Origin of the sequence: Paraburkholderia sp. J8-2, from assembly GCF_905220195.1 — a bacterium.
Taxonomy (GTDB): domain Bacteria; phylum Pseudomonadota; class Gammaproteobacteria; order Burkholderiales; family Burkholderiaceae; genus Paraburkholderia.
The window spans coordinates 430,366-444,383 of sequence record NZ_CAJMZA010000003.1 but is presented as its reverse complement, the minus strand read 5'-3'; the positions used below and the strand labels follow the sequence as shown (position 1 = coordinate 444,383).

The following is a 14,018-nucleotide window of genomic DNA, read 5'->3' as shown; positions in this document are numbered from 1 at the left end:
CACGGGGCCGCGCGCCATTTTCCATGGCAGCCTCGCGGTCGCCTTCATCATGGCGTCGCTGTGCGCGACGGTGCTCTACGAGAGCCGCCACGACGCCCTCGAGCGCGCCCGGGAGAACTCGCGCAACGTCGCGCTCGTCGCCGAACGCGACATCGAGCGCAATTTCGAGCTTTACGCGCTTTCGCTGCAGGCCGTGGTCGACGGCATCGGCCGGCCCGACGTCATGGCGTTGCCCGCGCACCTGCGCAGCCAGCTGCTGTTCGATCACGCCATTACCGCGGAATATCTGGGCTCGATACTGGTGCTCGACGAAGCGGGCAACGTCGTCATGAATTCGGCCACCGACACGCCGCCGAAGGCCAATTTCGCCGACCGCGACTACTTCACGGTTCAGCGCGAGAATCCCTATGCTGGCCTGTACGTGAGCGCGCCATACCGTTCGCGCCTGCGCAACGGCGCGCCAAGCATTGCGTTGAGCCGAAGACTGTCGCATCCCGACGGATCGTTCGCCGGCATCGTCATGATCGCGATAAACCTCGAGTATTTTCACCAGCTGTTCGCCGGGCTCTCGCTCGGCCCGCACGGGGCGATTTCGCTGATCGCGCAAGACGGCACCATGATCATGCGCCAGCCCTACGACCCGGCCGTGGTGAGGCGCAACATCCGCAACGCCAGTACGTTTCGCCACTTTGTGAGCGCGAAAGAAGGCAGTTTCTCGGACACGTCGTCGATCGACGGCACACGCCGCCTGTATTTTTTCCGCAATTTCCCGCGCCAGCCGCTCATCATCATGGTGGCGGAAGCCGAGCCCGATATCTACGCTGCGTGGCGGCGGCGTGCGCTGACCATCGGCACGCTCATGGGCACTTTCGCCATTGGCTTCGTCGCGCTTTCATTCGTGCTCGCCACGCAATTGCGGCGCAGAATGCTCGCCGAGTCCGAACTGCAGTTGCTCGCGCGCACGGACAGCCTCACGGGCCTGAACAATCGCCGCACGCTCGGAGAAATCCTCGAACAGGAGTGGCGGCGCGCAAAACGCGCGCGCAGCGTGTTCTCGCTGCTCTTCGTCGATATCGACCGGTTCAAGGACTATAACGACCAGTACGGTCACCAGGCCGGCGACGACGCACTCGCCGCCGTGGCACGCTGCATTGGCGAAAACATCCGCCGGCCCGCGGACACCGCCGCCCGTTACGGCGGCGAAGAGTTCATCGTCGTGTTGCCCGATACGCTGCTGGAAGGCGCCTGTGCGATCGCCGAGAAAATCCGCCATGCGATCAGCGAACTGGCCATCGAGCATGCGGGCAGCGAGTACGGTCGCGTCACGGCCAGCATTGGCTCGGCAAGCTGGTCGCCCGACCACGATGTCGATGTCACGCAGATCATCAAGGCGGCCGATCAGGCGTTGTACGACGCCAAGGCGCGCGGCCGCAATCGCGTTGCCATGTGTGGTGCCTGAGTGCCGCGTGCGCCGTGCTCAAGCCGCGCGGCTAGGGGCTGGCAACCCCGCTGGCCGCGTCCGCATGCGCTGGGCGCGGCGCATCTTGCCCTCCCCCAAGCGCGACATAGAGCGAAGCGCCGTTTTGTAGCGCCGCCGCGCGTAGCTGGATCAATTGCTGTTGGGCTGCGAACAGGCTGCGCTTCGCATCGACCACTTCCAGGTAGATGGAAATGCCGTTCTGGTAGCGCAGTTCGGCGGCTTCTGCCAGGCGCGCCTCCGAGTCCACCGCGCGCGCTTGTGCCGCGATCTGCTCCTGCAAGCGCTGGCGCGCGATCAGCGCGTCGGAGACTTCCCGGAACGCTACCTGAACGGCCTTCTGGTAGTTCGCCACGAGTTCCGTTTGACGCGCTTCGGACAGCCGCACCTGCGCGCTGCGGCGGCCCGCGTCGAAGATCGGCAGCGAGACGAATCCGGATATGAGCCACGCCTGCTTGCCGGGCACGAACAAATCGCTCAACTCCGGAGACACATAGCCGAAATTGCCCGTGAGCGAAATACGCGGAAAGTAGTCGGCGCGAGCGGCGCCGATGTCGGCGTCGGCGGCCCGCAGCGACTGCTCGGCGGCGCGGATATCGGGGCGCAACGCGAGCAGCGCGGAAGGCAAGCCCGCATCGAGCGTGCCGAACTGGTCGGCGTCGGCCAGCGCATGGCGCTGCATCATGTCCACGGTGTCGGGCAGCGGGCCACCGATCAGGACCGCCAACTGATCGCGCTGCTGGCCCGTCGTTCTTTGCAGCTCGGCAAGCTGCGTCTGCGCCTGCGTGACGAGAATGCGCGCCTGCTGGTAATCCACGAGCGATGTCGCGCCCGCTTCGAGGCGCAGCCGCGCGACTTCGAGCGCATATTGACGCGTTTCGAGCGTGTGCTGCGCCAGGTCGATCCCCTCGTTGCCCGAGAGAATGGCGTAGTACGTCGCCGCCACGTTGCTGATGAGCGAAAGACGAAACGCTTCGTTGGCCTCCACCGTCGCCAGATAATTGCGGCGTGCGGACTCGCTCAGGTTCGCCACGCGCCCCCAGAAGTCGAGTTCGAACGACGTGACGGCCACCTGCACGCTGTACTGATTGAAGTGAATCGAGGTGTTGTTGTTGGGAAGCTCGGGCTCGATGGAGTTGAGCGGCGTTTTGGTGCGCGTGGCGTCGGCGCCCGCGGCCACTTGCGGAAACTGCGCGGAGCGCTGCACGCGGTAGAGCGCCTGCGCCTGCTCGATGCGCGCCACTGACGCCGCCAGATCGCGGTTATGCGCAAGCGCCGTGGCAATGAGCTGTTTGAGCGCCGGGTCGCGGAAAAACGTCTCCCAGTTCAATTCCGAAGCGAGACGCTCGCCGCCGGGCGCAGCGATATCCGCACTCTCGTAGGTGCTGGCCACCGGCGATTCAGGCTGCTGGTAGCGCGGGGCGAAATTGCACGAAGCGAGCACGAGGCACGCGGCGATCGCCATCCACCTGGCAGTCTTAAACATCGCTCGCTCCTGCGGGCCGCGCGTCTTCTTCGTCATCGCCTGGCGCGCGCTTGCGGCTCAGCCATCTGCGCGCCACCACATAGAACACGGGCGTAAAGAAGATGCCGAACAGCGTGGCCGTGAGCATGCTGCCCATGATCCCGGTGCCTACCGCCTGGCGGCCCGCCGCACCCGCGCCTGTGGCGACCACGAGCGGCAGCATGCCGAGCACGAAGGTCACGCTCGTCATCAGAATCGGGCGCAGGCGCTGGCGCGCGCCGTTCACCGCGGCACTCACGGTATCGCTGCCCGCAGCCTCTTCCTTGATGGCGAATTCCACGATCAGAATGGCGTTCTTGGCCGCGAGACCGATGATCGTCACGAGGCCGATGTTGAAGTAGACATCGGCGGAAAAGCCGCGCGCCATGGTAAGGAGAACCGCGCCTAGCACGCCCAGCGGAATGATGAGCAGCACGGCAACGGGAATCGCCCAGCTCTCGTAGAGCGCGGCGAGCAGCAAGAACACCACGACGAGGGAAAGCAGCAGCAGCGCGCCGATCTGCCCGGCCGCCTGCTGTTCCTCGAAGGCCGTGCCGGTCCATTCGTAGCTCAGGCTGCCGGAAAGCACGTGGTCCGCAATACGCTCCATCTCCGCGAGCGCCGCGCCGCTGGAGCGGCCAGGCGCCGCCTGCCCCGAGATCGTGGCCGAGGGAAAGCCGTTATAGCGTTCGACCTGCTGTGGCCCAGCGGTCCAGTGCACGCTCGTGAACGCCGAAAACGGCACCATCTCCCCCACGTTGTTGCGCAAGCGCAGCGCGCCGATGTCCTCGGGCCGCATGCGCTGGTCGGCGTCGGCCTGCATGAGCACGCGCAGCACGTTCCCCTCGTAGACAAAATCGTTCACGTAGTTCGCGCCGAATGCGAGCGCGAGCGCGCTGTTCACCTGGCCGATCTGCAACCCCAGCGCGCGCGCCTTCACGCGATCGATATCGACATAGAGTTGCGGCGCGGGCGGCAAGCCGTCAGGCCGCACGCCCACCAGCAAGGGGCTGCGCGCGGCCTCGGCTAGCATGCGCGCGCTCGCCTGCTGCAATGCCGCGCCGCCTACGCCGCTGCGGTCCAGGATCTTCATCGTGAAGCCGCTCGCGTTGCCAAGCGAGGGAATGGCGGGCGGGTCGAGTGCGAAGACGAGCGCTTGAGGGATATTGCGGAATGCCGCGTTCGCACGCCCAACGAGCGCTCCTGCCGAATTCGCCGCACCGGGCCGGTCCGACCAGGGCTTCAGGTCGACGAACGACATGGCTGCCGACTGCCCCTGGCCGAAGAAGCTGAATCCCGTGACCGACGCGATATTGCGCACCTGAGGCTGCTGCCTGAGAAAGGCCTCGACCTGATCGACGACCTGTTGCGTGCGCTGCGCCGTGGCGCCGGGCGCCGCCGTATACGCGACGAAAATGTGCCCCTGGTCCTCGCCCGGAATGAAGCCGCGCGGCAACTGGGTAAAGAGGAACCCGGTCGCCCCGCAGACCACGACGAATACGAAGAGCCAGCGCACCGGCTTGCGCAGCATGGCCTCCACAGCCAGCACGTAGCGCTCGGTGGCCGTTTCCATGCCGCGGTTGAATGCGTCGAAAACGCGCTGCTGGATGCGCGCTGGCCAATGCCGGGCAGCGGGTTTGCCTGTACCGTCATCGGTCTTCGTCTTGCTGCCGAGCAGCGTCGCCGACATGGCCACGCCCAGCGTCAGCGCGAGCAAGGTGGACAGGAAGATCGAGACAGTGAGCGTGACCGAGAACTGGCGATAGATCGCGCCAGTGGAGCCCGGAAAGAACGCCATGGGAACGAACACCGCTATGAGCACGAGCGTACTCGCGATGGCGGCGCCCGCAATTTGCCCGATGGCCTTCACAGTCGCACGCCGCGCGCTGAGCCCCTCGTCCTGGATCACGCGCTCGACGCTTTCCACCACCACGATCGCGTCGTCATTGAGCACGCCGATCGCCACGACCATGGCGAACAATGAAAGCAGATTAATGGAGAGTCCGAACAAATAAATGCCGACGCAAGTGCCGACGAGCGCGATCGGCACGACCAGCGTGGGAATGAGCGTCGCGCGCCACTTCTGCAGGAACAGGAACACGATGACTGTCACGAGCAGCAGCGCTTCGACCATCGTGCGCAACACGCCGCTCAACGAGGTCGTGATGAACGGTGTGGTATCGAACGGCACGACCCATGTCACGCCCTTCGGGAAAGTCGGCTGCAGCTGCGTGAGACGCTGCCGCACGGCGTTCGCCACGGCCAGCGCGTTCGCACCGCTCGCGAGCTGGATGGCGATCCCGGCCGACTCCTTGCCGTTCACGCGAAAGCGAAAGCCATAGCTGTCGTTGCCCAGCTCCACGCGCGCCACGTCGCCCACGCGCACGGTCGACCCATCCGGGTTCGAGCGCACGATGATCTCGCGAAACTGCTCGGGCGTCGAAAAGCGGCCTCGCGTAACGATCTGCGCATTGAGTTCGGCGCCCGGCGCAAGCGGTTGGTCGCCGAGGCTGCCGCCCGCGGTCTGGCTGTTTTGTTCCTGGATGGCCGTCATCACTTCGTTGGCCGAAAGACCGAAGCTGCTCAGTTTTTCCGGATCGATCCATATCCGCATGGCATAGGAGGAACCGAACAGCTGCGCGTCGCCCACGCCGGGAATGCGGCGCAATTCGTTGACGATGTTATTGGCGGCGAAGTTGCCCAGTTCGACCGCCGGTATCGACGCATCGGCGGATTGCAGCGCAATGAGCATCAGAAAGCCCGACGACGCCTTCGTGACGGTCACCCCTACCTGCCTCACCTCCAGCGGCAAGCGCGGCTCCACGCGGCTCAAGCGGTCCTGGACCTGCGAGAGCGCGACGTCGAGATTCGTGCCGGGCCTGAGCGTGACGGTGATCTGCGCCGTGCCGTTCGAGCGGCTTTGCGACGACATGTAAAGGAAGTTCTCGACGCCGTTCATTTCGTCTTCGATGATCGACGTGACCGTGCGGTCCAGCGTTTGCGCGTCCGCGCCGCTGTATGCCGCCGATATCGTGAGCGAGGGGGGCGCAACGTCGGGGTACTGCTCGACGGGCAGCAGCATGAGCGCGAGGCCGCCGAAGAGCGCAATGAAGAGCGCAACCACCCACGCGAAGACCGGCCGGTAGACGAAGAATCGGTTCATGGCGCGCGCCGCTCAGGAGTGGCTCGGAGCGGCGAAGGGATGGGCGTCCACGCGCTGCCCCGGCTGCACCCTCTGCCAGCCGTCGACGATCACACGCTCGCCGGGCTCGAGCCCATCCTTCACGACCCATTGCCCCGCTTCCTGCGGGCCGAGAACGACATTGCGCCGCACGACGGTGCCATCGTCGGCCACGAGCGAGAGGCTCGCCCCGTTGTTGTCGAACTGCACGGCGCGCGCGGGGACAATCAGGCCGTTCGGTATCGTGCCGATCACGATGTGTCCGCGCACGAACTGCCCCGGCAACAAAATGCGCGACGCGTTGTTGAAGCGCGCGCGCAGCACCTGCGTGCCGGTGGACGGATCGACGACGAGATCGGTAAAGTCGAGCACGCCCGGCTCGCTATAGTCGACGCCGTTCGCAAGCGTCAGCCGCACTTGCGCGCGGTCTGCGGCCGGCGCGGCGAGCGAGCCCGACGCGATCTGTTTGCGTACGTCCAGCAACGAGATATTCGACTGCGTGAACACGGCGTTCACGGGCGAGAGCTGATTGACCTGCGTGAGCAAGGTCGCGCCAGCCGCACTGACGAGCGCGCCTTCGGTCACGAGCGCGCGGCCGACACGGCCCGCAATGGGCGCGCGAACCGTGCATCGATCAAGGCGAAGCTGCGCGAGCGTCACGGCGGCGCGTGCGTCCGCAACATTCGCGTCGGCCTGCTGCAGTGCGGCCGTCGCGGCCTCGAATTCCTGGGCGCTCACCACCTGGCGCGCCACCAGCGGCTTGAAGCGCGCCACTTCCGAAGCCGCATTGCCCTGCACGGCCCGGGCCCGGTTGAGCGCCGCCTGGGCCTGCTGCAATGCAGCCTGGTAGTCGCGTGAATCGATGAGAAAGAGCGGCGCGCCAGCGCGCACGTCGGTGCCTTCCTCGAACAGACGCCGCTCGACTATGCCGTCTACGCGCGCCCGCACCTCCGCCGAGCGGATCGCTTCGATGCGCCCAGGCAATTCGATCACGCGCGGAATGGATTGCGCCGCAACCGTTTCGACCAGCACGCTCGGCGGCGGCGCAGCGCCGCCCTGAGCCTGGCGGTCGCGACATCCAAAGCCCGCCAGCAGCAACACTGCCGCAACGACGATCAACAACGGTCGATAGCGTTTGAGTTCGCAGTTTGACACGCGAGGCTCCACCGAAAAATAGAGTCGGTACACGCGCGCCCGAACGGCTCGTTGCGCATGTTTTCGAACGGCTCACTGCGATGTTCTCTCAAACTGCGATTTGCGGCCCCCGATGTGTGCAGTCCGCAAGCGCGGACGCGTGGGAAAAGCACACCGCATTTCGATCGTTATCTAACAGATAACGCTTTCATGCATTCACAGGATTTACGCAAAACGGCCACAAAATCAACCATTCGCAAATTTCTTGAAGTCGGAATTCCGTTTACTACTATGGATAGACGCTTCACACCCTTATTCACACCGCTGGATTTCTCCGTATTCCAGCCATTGCCCATACGCTTTTAAGGGCACGTTCGTACAGTCGGACATCACGGCTTTCAGGTTGTTCTATAACCGAATAAGCCATACGTCATGGCGACGTCAATCATCTTCTTGCCTCAGGAGATCGAATCATGAAAAGCCAACTCGTCCTCTCAGTCATCGCTGCGCTCGTCGTCGGTGTCTCCTCGTCAGCAATTGCACAAGGCTCCGGCGGCGATCAAAGCCAGGGGACAGGCCGCCAGCAGGTCATGCCGACCATGCCACATCGCGACTGGCACGAGGGCGATCAGGTCCCCTCGAAATACCGGCATTACAACTATCAGATGAAGGACTGGAAATCGCATAACCTGGACGCACCGAAGCGCGGGCAGCAGTGGCTCGGCGTGAACGGCGACTACGTGCTGGTGTCGAGAAGCAACTGGAAGATCGCGAAGATCGTTCCGGGTACTGAATAAGCGGGATCACACAACGGGCTACGTGTGCGTAGCCCGCGCGATTGCTGCCTGATTCATGCCGGGGCGGTTGCCGTGCCGGCCGCCCCGCTTAATCGACGAGCCGCGAGCGAAGGCGCTTGTACTCGTCGTCTGAAATCGACCCTGTCGTTCTGAGCTTGTCCAGCTTCTCGATTTCGTCTGCGACACTGTAGCCCACAATGTGGCGCAGTTCTTCGCGTGCCTTCTGCGCCCGCTCCTGGTTGCGATGCGCCATGTCCCTGCCTTGCGTGAGCACATAGGCGAATATGCCGATATACGGCAAAACAATCAGAAATATCACCCAGACGATCTTCATGAATCCCGATATATCGGTTCGGCGAAACAGGTCGCTCGTGATCGTGATGAACAACCAGAACCACAGAATGAACATGAATATCGAAAACGCATCGATAATGAAGTTCGAAAACGTAAAGCCATTTGCGAAGATCATGAATCGCCTCCGTCGGTTTTGCGTGTGGAAAACGGTAACTGTGCGCTGACACGAGCATCGAAGGCTACACCGAGCGCGCGAAACGTGATGCACGGACGTGACGCGGCAGCCAGCTTCGCTTTCATCAGGTCAGACCAGGCTGCGCCTGCGCTCCCGGCCGGCTAACGGCACCAAACCCATGGAAATGAGATCCAGCCCGAGGAACAGTCCGAGCAAGGGCAACGGCACGCTCGGGAAATTCGCGGCCAGAAAAATGGCGAGCAGGAAAGACAGCGCCGCGCTGACAATGCCGATATTGTTGAGCTTCACGTCTTGCCCGACCGACGCAATGATCTTGAAGAAGCCGTCGAGCACGAAGAAGATCATCAGCATCACGGTAAGACCGCGCGCCCGCGCGCTGTCGTTGACCAGAATGAGAATGCCGATGAGAACGGGCACGATGACTGGCGGAATGCGCCTGATGGCGAGCTTCCAGTCTTTCGTCGTGAAGAGATTCAAAGCATGCACGAAGCCGCAGAACAGCAGCATCCTTGCGATGAAAAGCGTTCCGATCATTGACCTTGTCGTGAGCGACAAGACGATGCAGATAATTCCCGCCGCGACGAGAAGGGTTGAACTGGCAATTGGAAAAATAGCACGCTTTGGCATATTCGAATGTAACTGCGTCAATACGGTTACATAGCTCGGCATTCTGACTTGCGCGTATTCTTGCCGAATTATAGGCTTAAGCGAAATTAAGCGTTCTACGATCAGCCGTGGAAGTATAGTGCTTGAGTCCGCAAATACAAGGGCGCGATTGCACTGTGAACCTCGAACGCAGCCACACCTTCTCGTTCAGCCCCGACGGCCAGCAGTTCCTGCTCGACGGCGAGCCCTTCCAGATTCGCAGCGGCGAGATGCATCCCGCGCGCATTCCACGCGAGTACTGGCTGCATCGTATCCGCATGGCCAAAGCGATGGGCATGAACTGCATCGCGTTGTACATCATGTGGAATTACCACGAGCCGCGCAAAGGCGTGTTCGACTTCGAGAGCGGCAACCGCGATATCGAAGCGTTCATCCGTCTGTGTCAGGAAGAAGCGCTCTGGGTGCTGTTGCGGCCAGGGCCGTATGTTTGCGCCGAGTGGGACCTGGGAGGCCTGCCCTCTTATCTGCTGAGCGACCCGGACATTCAACTGCGCACCGACTCGGCCACCGACGCGCGTTACATGGCGGCGGTTGCGCGCTACATTGGCGAGCTGGTTCCGCGTATCAAGCCGTTGATGCTCGAAGCAGGCGGGCCGATCCTCATGATCCAGATCGAGAATGAGTTCGGATCGTACGCCAGCAATCCCGCTTATCTGGAAGAACTCAGGCAGCTTTGGCTACGAGGCGGCATAACAGGGCCGTTCTATACCGAAGACGGCCTTGCGCAACTCGAACGCAATCGCAGCACCGTGAAAGGCGGTGCGATTGCGTTGAGCAACGGCAACGCGCAGCAAATCGCAACGGTGCGCCGCGCCTTTCCCGCGGTGCCCGCGATGGCGGGCGAGGTCTACCCCGGCTGGCTCACGCATTGGGGCGAGCCGGTATTCGCTGGGCTCGATTACGACCTTTCCGCCGTCTTGACGGAATTCATGCACTCGCAATTGTCGTTCAACCTCTATGTCATTCATGGCGGCACGAGCTTTGCCTTTTCTGCCGGCGCGAACGTGGACGAGTCAGGCAACTATCAACCCGACATCACGAGCTACGACTATGGCGCGCCGATCAATGAACAAGGAGCGGCCACGGCGAAATACGTGAAGTACCGCGACATCATTGCGAGCTACCTGAGCGAGCCTTTGCCGGACATTCCCGATGCCATCGCCATACTATCGGACCGCGCGCTCGCGCCAACCCTCTACGCTTCGGTCTGGGACAATCTGCCGGCGCCCCTGCCACGCGAGTCAAGCGCCGATCCGCATTCCTTCGAACACTACGGCCTGACATCGGGCTTCATGCTGTATCGCAAAACGTTGCCGGCGCAACCCGCCAGCGCGCTGGATATCAGCGGCGTTCATGACTATGCGGCGGTTTTCGTCGGCGAGCATTACGTGGGTGGCGTCTCGCGCGCACAGATTCCGCACGGCTATGCACAAGCGTTGCGCGTGACGCATCGCGCGCCGCTCGCGCTGCCCGCCACCTCGACTGCCGCGCCGAGTGCGCTGGAAATCCTCGTAGAAGGCATGGGGCGCGTCAATTTCGGGCCTGCGATTGTCGATCGCAAAGGTCTGCTGGAGCCCGTGAAGCTGCAATACGCCAACGGGTCCATCTCGTCGCTCAAGGACTGGGAAGCCTTTTTGCTGCCGATGGATGAAGCGTTCATCGCCGGGTTGAAGGAGCGCTGCACGAATCCGCTGAAACCCGGACTCTTTTTCAAGGCGCGTCTGGACTTGAATGAGGTCGGCGACACATGGCTCGATATGAGCCATTGGACCAAAGGCGTGGTGTGGGTCAACGGGCACAATCTCGGGCGCTACTGGAGTATCGGCCCGCAACAGCGCTTGTATTGCCCCGCTCCGTGGCTCGCGCAGGGCGGGAACGACGTGCTGATCTTCGACCTGCACCAGACCGAGGCGAAGCCGGTGCACCTGGTCAATTCGTTGTACTAGCAACCATATGCCGGCAGCAGTTCCAGCGTGAGCACTTCGAATGGGGCGAGCGATATTTCAAGCGGTGCGTCCGCGTCCAGTACCGCCGGAATGCTGGCCACATTCGCACGCCAGACACTGCGCGCGTGAAACCGCCCCGCTGCCGCTATCGGCAGTTCCAGTTGATGCCGCAGCGTCAGTACAAAGCGCTGCGCCTCGTCGTGCGGATTGCGCAGCGTCACAATCGCCTTATGCGGCGCCCACGCCGCCCAGCCGTAGATGGCCGCTTCGTCGGGCGCGCCGCCAATCCAATGACTGTCGCGCAAGACGTCGCCGTTCGCTCGCGCCCATCGGGCAGCTTGCGCGAGTGCGTTCCAGTCGTCTTCGCCCAGCAGCGAAGGCGTGACGTATAGCTCCTGCAATTGTGTTCCGCTTGCGAAGAACGACCAGACTTCGTGAGCGAATGCGCCCCCTTCCGGCGTATTCAGACGCGGATTGCACTGTGCAAGGACGATACCGTGCAGCATGAGCGAATTGAGTGGAAAGAACGGGCTGCGCTGCACGACGTTGTGATACGTCTGCGCATCGCGGTAGGTAATCCAGCGTTCGCGGTTCGTGCCGCTGCCCGCTTGACCGTCGTCGTTGCCACCGCGCCAGATTGCATCGACGTGGCGCAGCCAGAACGGCGATGCGTGCGTGCCGGTCGAGAGATTGATAAAGGTTTCGGGTTTGGCCGCGCGAATGTCGCCGATGAGCTGGATCGCCGCGTCCCAGTCGCTATCGAAAAGGCTGCCAGGAAACACACTGTCTGCGTTGCCCGTCCCGTCGAACTTGAACTGGTTCACGCCGTCTCTCGCGAGCAGGTTCATCACGACTTCGTGAAAACGCGCGTAGTACCGCGGCCCCGATAACGCAAAGCCGTTGTCGATGACTTCATAACCGGCAGCACGGCCCCGCATGACCCGCTGCTCCTTTGGCGCGCAATATCCCCCCCAGGGAGACAGCCATACGCCCGGCGCGGCGCCAAATCGTGCTGCGGCGTCGCGCAGCGGCACGAAGCCCTGTGGAAATGCGCGGCTGAAATGCCAGCCGCCGCCAAGGTCGTCCCAGCCATCGTCGAAAAGAAACGAGTCGATCTGTACGCCGCGCACGCCATGCAATTCGCGGCCGATCGTTTCGATACGCTCCAGCGCCTGCTCCTGCGTATAAGGTGTGAGGTACCCGATATCCCACCAGCTGTTGTAGTGCAGAAACGGGCGATAGGGGCGGGCGCGCTCCTGTTCGAGGTATGCGGCGAAATCGCGACGTAATTGACCTTCGCGAGCCACGCCGGCCACTGCGGAGTAAGTCAGCGTCCGGTTCCTTTCGAGTGGCAGCGCGCGTTGCAGCGTAAAGCTCACGCTTTCCCCTTCCACGTGGCTGGTTGCAAGCGGCAGCTCGAAGCCCAGATAGAAGCTGCCCGCCACGACCGGCGTGCCCTTACGTTCGTTGCCAGCCTGTGCGCCCACGGCCCGAGTCTGCAGCAGCGAAACCACGGCGATGGCTTCGTCCAGGCGCCGTGCGGTCAGGTCCAGCGTCATACGCAGATATCGCGCGCCGTCACGCTGCTCCACGCTCCATTGCGCACGCACGCGTCCTTGGGCGTCTTCCAGCGCAACACTTACGCGGCGGCCCGCCAGGCGCTCGGCCAATCGCGAGGCTCGAGGGTTGGCGGCGAGCGCCTGTTCCCGTACCGGCGCAACGACGCGCATGTCGCTCGGGCCGAGAGTGGCGCCGTCCGCGAGGGTCAACGCGAAGGGCGCGACGATCGGCAACGCGCGTTCCCCTGCGCAATCGACGAGTGAGAAGCGGGTGAGGTGTTCATCCGCGAGTGCCCAGTGCAATGCGATGACATCGTTCCCGAACGAACAGGCGTCGCCCTGCTTCCGGAATTCGGGCATGCAGGCTTGCGTAGAGGGTCGATCGTCGGCACGCATCGGGCAACCTGTCGTGGGCGCAAACAGTTCTCATAGGGTAATGGCAACCGGCACGCGCATTCAACCCGCACCGCGCACATGCGTGTAATGACCCTAAAGCGGCATACCCAAACGAATGCCGACTCCGCGCCCCAAAATATTCTTATGAGAACCTTAAGGGAGCGCGCTTTCCCGTTGCTTTACCACCGGTTACACGATTGACAATTCCGCGCATTCCTTCCGTAAGCTCAGCGACTAGAATCCGCTTCCATTGCAACCGCGTCCGTTCAATGGAATAGAGATCATCATGAATCGCCTGACGTTTTATCTACTCGCAGGGCTCGCAGGGACGTGTGTCAGCAGCGCGGCATCCGCCCATGCCGATATCGGTGTCTATCTCGGCGTTCCCGGTCCGGTTTATGCCGCGCCCGAGCCGGTGTACGAGGCGCCGCCGCCCGTCGTTTATGCAGCGCCCCCCGCAACGGTCTACGAAGCGGCCCCGGCTTACGGCTACTACCGCTACGATCACGACGAGGATGAGCGCCACTGGCATGACCATGGGCGCCATCGCGGCTGGGGACATCATCACGGCGACGATGACGATTGACCGGCGCGCGCTTCCCAGATAGTTGCGCGCGCAACCTGATGTGCGCGCCTGCCCCCGTACTCGCGCCACTCGCGCGATAGCAGTTCTCGCTGGCTAGCCGCTTCTAGTTGTCTAGCCAATAACTGCTTACAACGCTCTCCGCCCCCCGAAGCCTCCCTTCCAACTTGTAACGCTTATATGTCAAAGCGTTTACACCTCCCGCCAGCAAAAACCCTACTTGCCTCAATATGTGAGATTCCTTATCTTGTCTATACAACATGGCTGACGTGATGGCCCGCTGTT

Annotated in this window: 10 protein-coding genes; 4 read left to right on the top strand and 6 right to left on the bottom strand. The window is 62.8% G+C overall.

Annotation, left to right across the window (positions count from 1 at the left end):
- Positions 1 to 49 precede the first annotated feature (49 nt).
- The gene (locus tag U5A52_RS10800; protein ID WP_415773775.1) at positions 50 to 1,459 is read left to right on the top strand and encodes a diguanylate cyclase; all 1,410 of its coding nucleotides are present in this window, start codon (positions 50 to 52) and stop codon (positions 1,457 to 1,459) included.
- Between the two features lie 31 nt (positions 1,460 to 1,490).
- On the opposite strand, the gene U5A52_RS10795 is transcribed toward U5A52_RS10800, so the two are convergent.
- Genes U5A52_RS10795 through U5A52_RS10785 form a run of 3 tightly spaced genes read right to left on the bottom strand, consistent with a single transcriptional unit; the run spans position 1,491 to position 7,317 of the window.
- Positions 1,491 to 2,963, bottom strand: a complete 1,473-nt coding sequence (locus U5A52_RS10795) for an efflux transporter outer membrane subunit (RefSeq protein ID WP_321911968.1) — start codon at positions 2,961 to 2,963, stop codon at positions 1,491 to 1,493.
- Positions 2,956 to 6,144, bottom strand: a complete 3,189-nt coding sequence (locus U5A52_RS10790) for a multidrug efflux RND transporter permease subunit (RefSeq protein ID WP_321911970.1) — start codon at positions 6,142 to 6,144, stop codon at positions 2,956 to 2,958. Before U5A52_RS10790 ends, U5A52_RS10795 begins: the two co-directional genes overlap by 8 nt.
- A 12-nt stretch (positions 6,145 to 6,156) precedes the next feature.
- The gene (locus U5A52_RS10785; protein WP_321934739.1) at positions 6,157 to 7,317 is read right to left on the bottom strand and encodes an efflux RND transporter periplasmic adaptor subunit; all 1,161 of its coding nucleotides are present in this window, start codon (positions 7,315 to 7,317) and stop codon (positions 6,157 to 6,159) included.
- 452 nt (positions 7,318 to 7,769) lie between these two features.
- On the opposite strand from U5A52_RS10785, the gene U5A52_RS10780 reads away from it, so the two are divergent.
- A complete protein-coding gene (locus U5A52_RS10780) occupies positions 7,770 to 8,093 on the top strand; it encodes an RcnB family protein (RefSeq protein ID WP_321911974.1) in 324 nt (107 codons plus the stop codon).
- Positions 8,094 to 8,181: 88 nt separating this feature from the next.
- On the opposite strand, the gene U5A52_RS10775 is transcribed toward U5A52_RS10780, so the two are convergent.
- Together U5A52_RS10775 and U5A52_RS10770 are read right to left on the bottom strand one after the other, a co-directional pair.
- Complete coding sequence (locus tag U5A52_RS10775) at positions 8,182 to 8,562, bottom strand: PLDc N-terminal domain-containing protein (protein ID WP_158762316.1); 381 nt, start codon at positions 8,560 to 8,562, stop codon at positions 8,182 to 8,184.
- Between the two features lie 129 nt (positions 8,563 to 8,691).
- Entirely contained in the window at positions 8,692 to 9,252 is a 561-nt protein-coding gene (locus U5A52_RS10770; RefSeq protein ID WP_321911977.1) for a DUF308 domain-containing protein, read from the bottom strand.
- Positions 9,253 to 9,365: 113 nt separating this feature from the next.
- Between U5A52_RS10770 and U5A52_RS10765 the strand changes: the two genes are divergently transcribed.
- Positions 9,366 to 11,195 carry a beta-galactosidase gene (locus tag U5A52_RS10765; protein WP_321934738.1) on the top strand — a complete coding sequence of 610 codons (1,830 nt, stop codon included), beginning with the start codon at positions 9,366 to 9,368 and terminating at the stop codon, positions 11,193 to 11,195.
- On the opposite strand, the gene U5A52_RS10760 is transcribed toward U5A52_RS10765, so the two are convergent.
- Positions 11,192 to 13,114, bottom strand: a complete 1,923-nt coding sequence (locus tag U5A52_RS10760) for an enterotoxin (RefSeq protein ID WP_321934737.1) — start codon at positions 13,112 to 13,114, stop codon at positions 11,192 to 11,194. The genes U5A52_RS10765 and U5A52_RS10760 overlap by 4 nt on opposite strands.
- A gap of 322 nt (positions 13,115 to 13,436) precedes the next feature.
- Here U5A52_RS10760 and U5A52_RS10755 point away from each other — a divergent pair, with 322 nt between their 5' ends.
- Positions 13,437 to 13,736 carry a hypothetical protein gene (locus U5A52_RS10755; protein ID WP_321911983.1) on the top strand — a complete coding sequence of 100 codons (300 nt, stop codon included), beginning with the start codon at positions 13,437 to 13,439 and terminating at the stop codon, positions 13,734 to 13,736.
- The last annotated feature ends 282 nt before the right edge of the window (positions 13,737 to 14,018 follow it).

Coding starts and splice junctions, on each gene's coding strand:
- U5A52_RS10800 (WP_415773775.1), top strand. CDS start 50: ATGGCGTCGCTGTGCGCGACGGTGCTCTACGAGAGCCGCCACGACGCC.
- U5A52_RS10795 (WP_321911968.1), bottom strand. CDS start 2,963: ATGTTTAAGACTGCCAGGTGGATGGCGATCGCCGCGTGCCTCGTGCTC.
- U5A52_RS10790 (WP_321911970.1), bottom strand. CDS start 6,144: ATGAACCGATTCTTCGTCTACCGGCCGGTCTTCGCGTGGGTGGTTGCG.
- U5A52_RS10780 (WP_321911974.1), top strand. CDS start 7,770: ATGAAAAGCCAACTCGTCCTCTCAGTCATCGCTGCGCTCGTCGTCGGT.
- U5A52_RS10775 (WP_158762316.1), bottom strand. CDS start 8,562: ATGATCTTCGCAAATGGCTTTACGTTTTCGAACTTCATTATCGATGCG.
- U5A52_RS10770 (WP_321911977.1), bottom strand. CDS start 9,252: ATGCCGAGCTATGTAACCGTATTGACGCAGTTACATTCGAATATGCCA.
- U5A52_RS10760 (WP_321934737.1), bottom strand. CDS start 13,114: ATGCCCGAATTCCGGAAGCAGGGCGACGCCTGTTCGTTCGGGAACGAT.
- U5A52_RS10755 (WP_321911983.1), top strand. CDS start 13,437: ATGAATCGCCTGACGTTTTATCTACTCGCAGGGCTCGCAGGGACGTGT.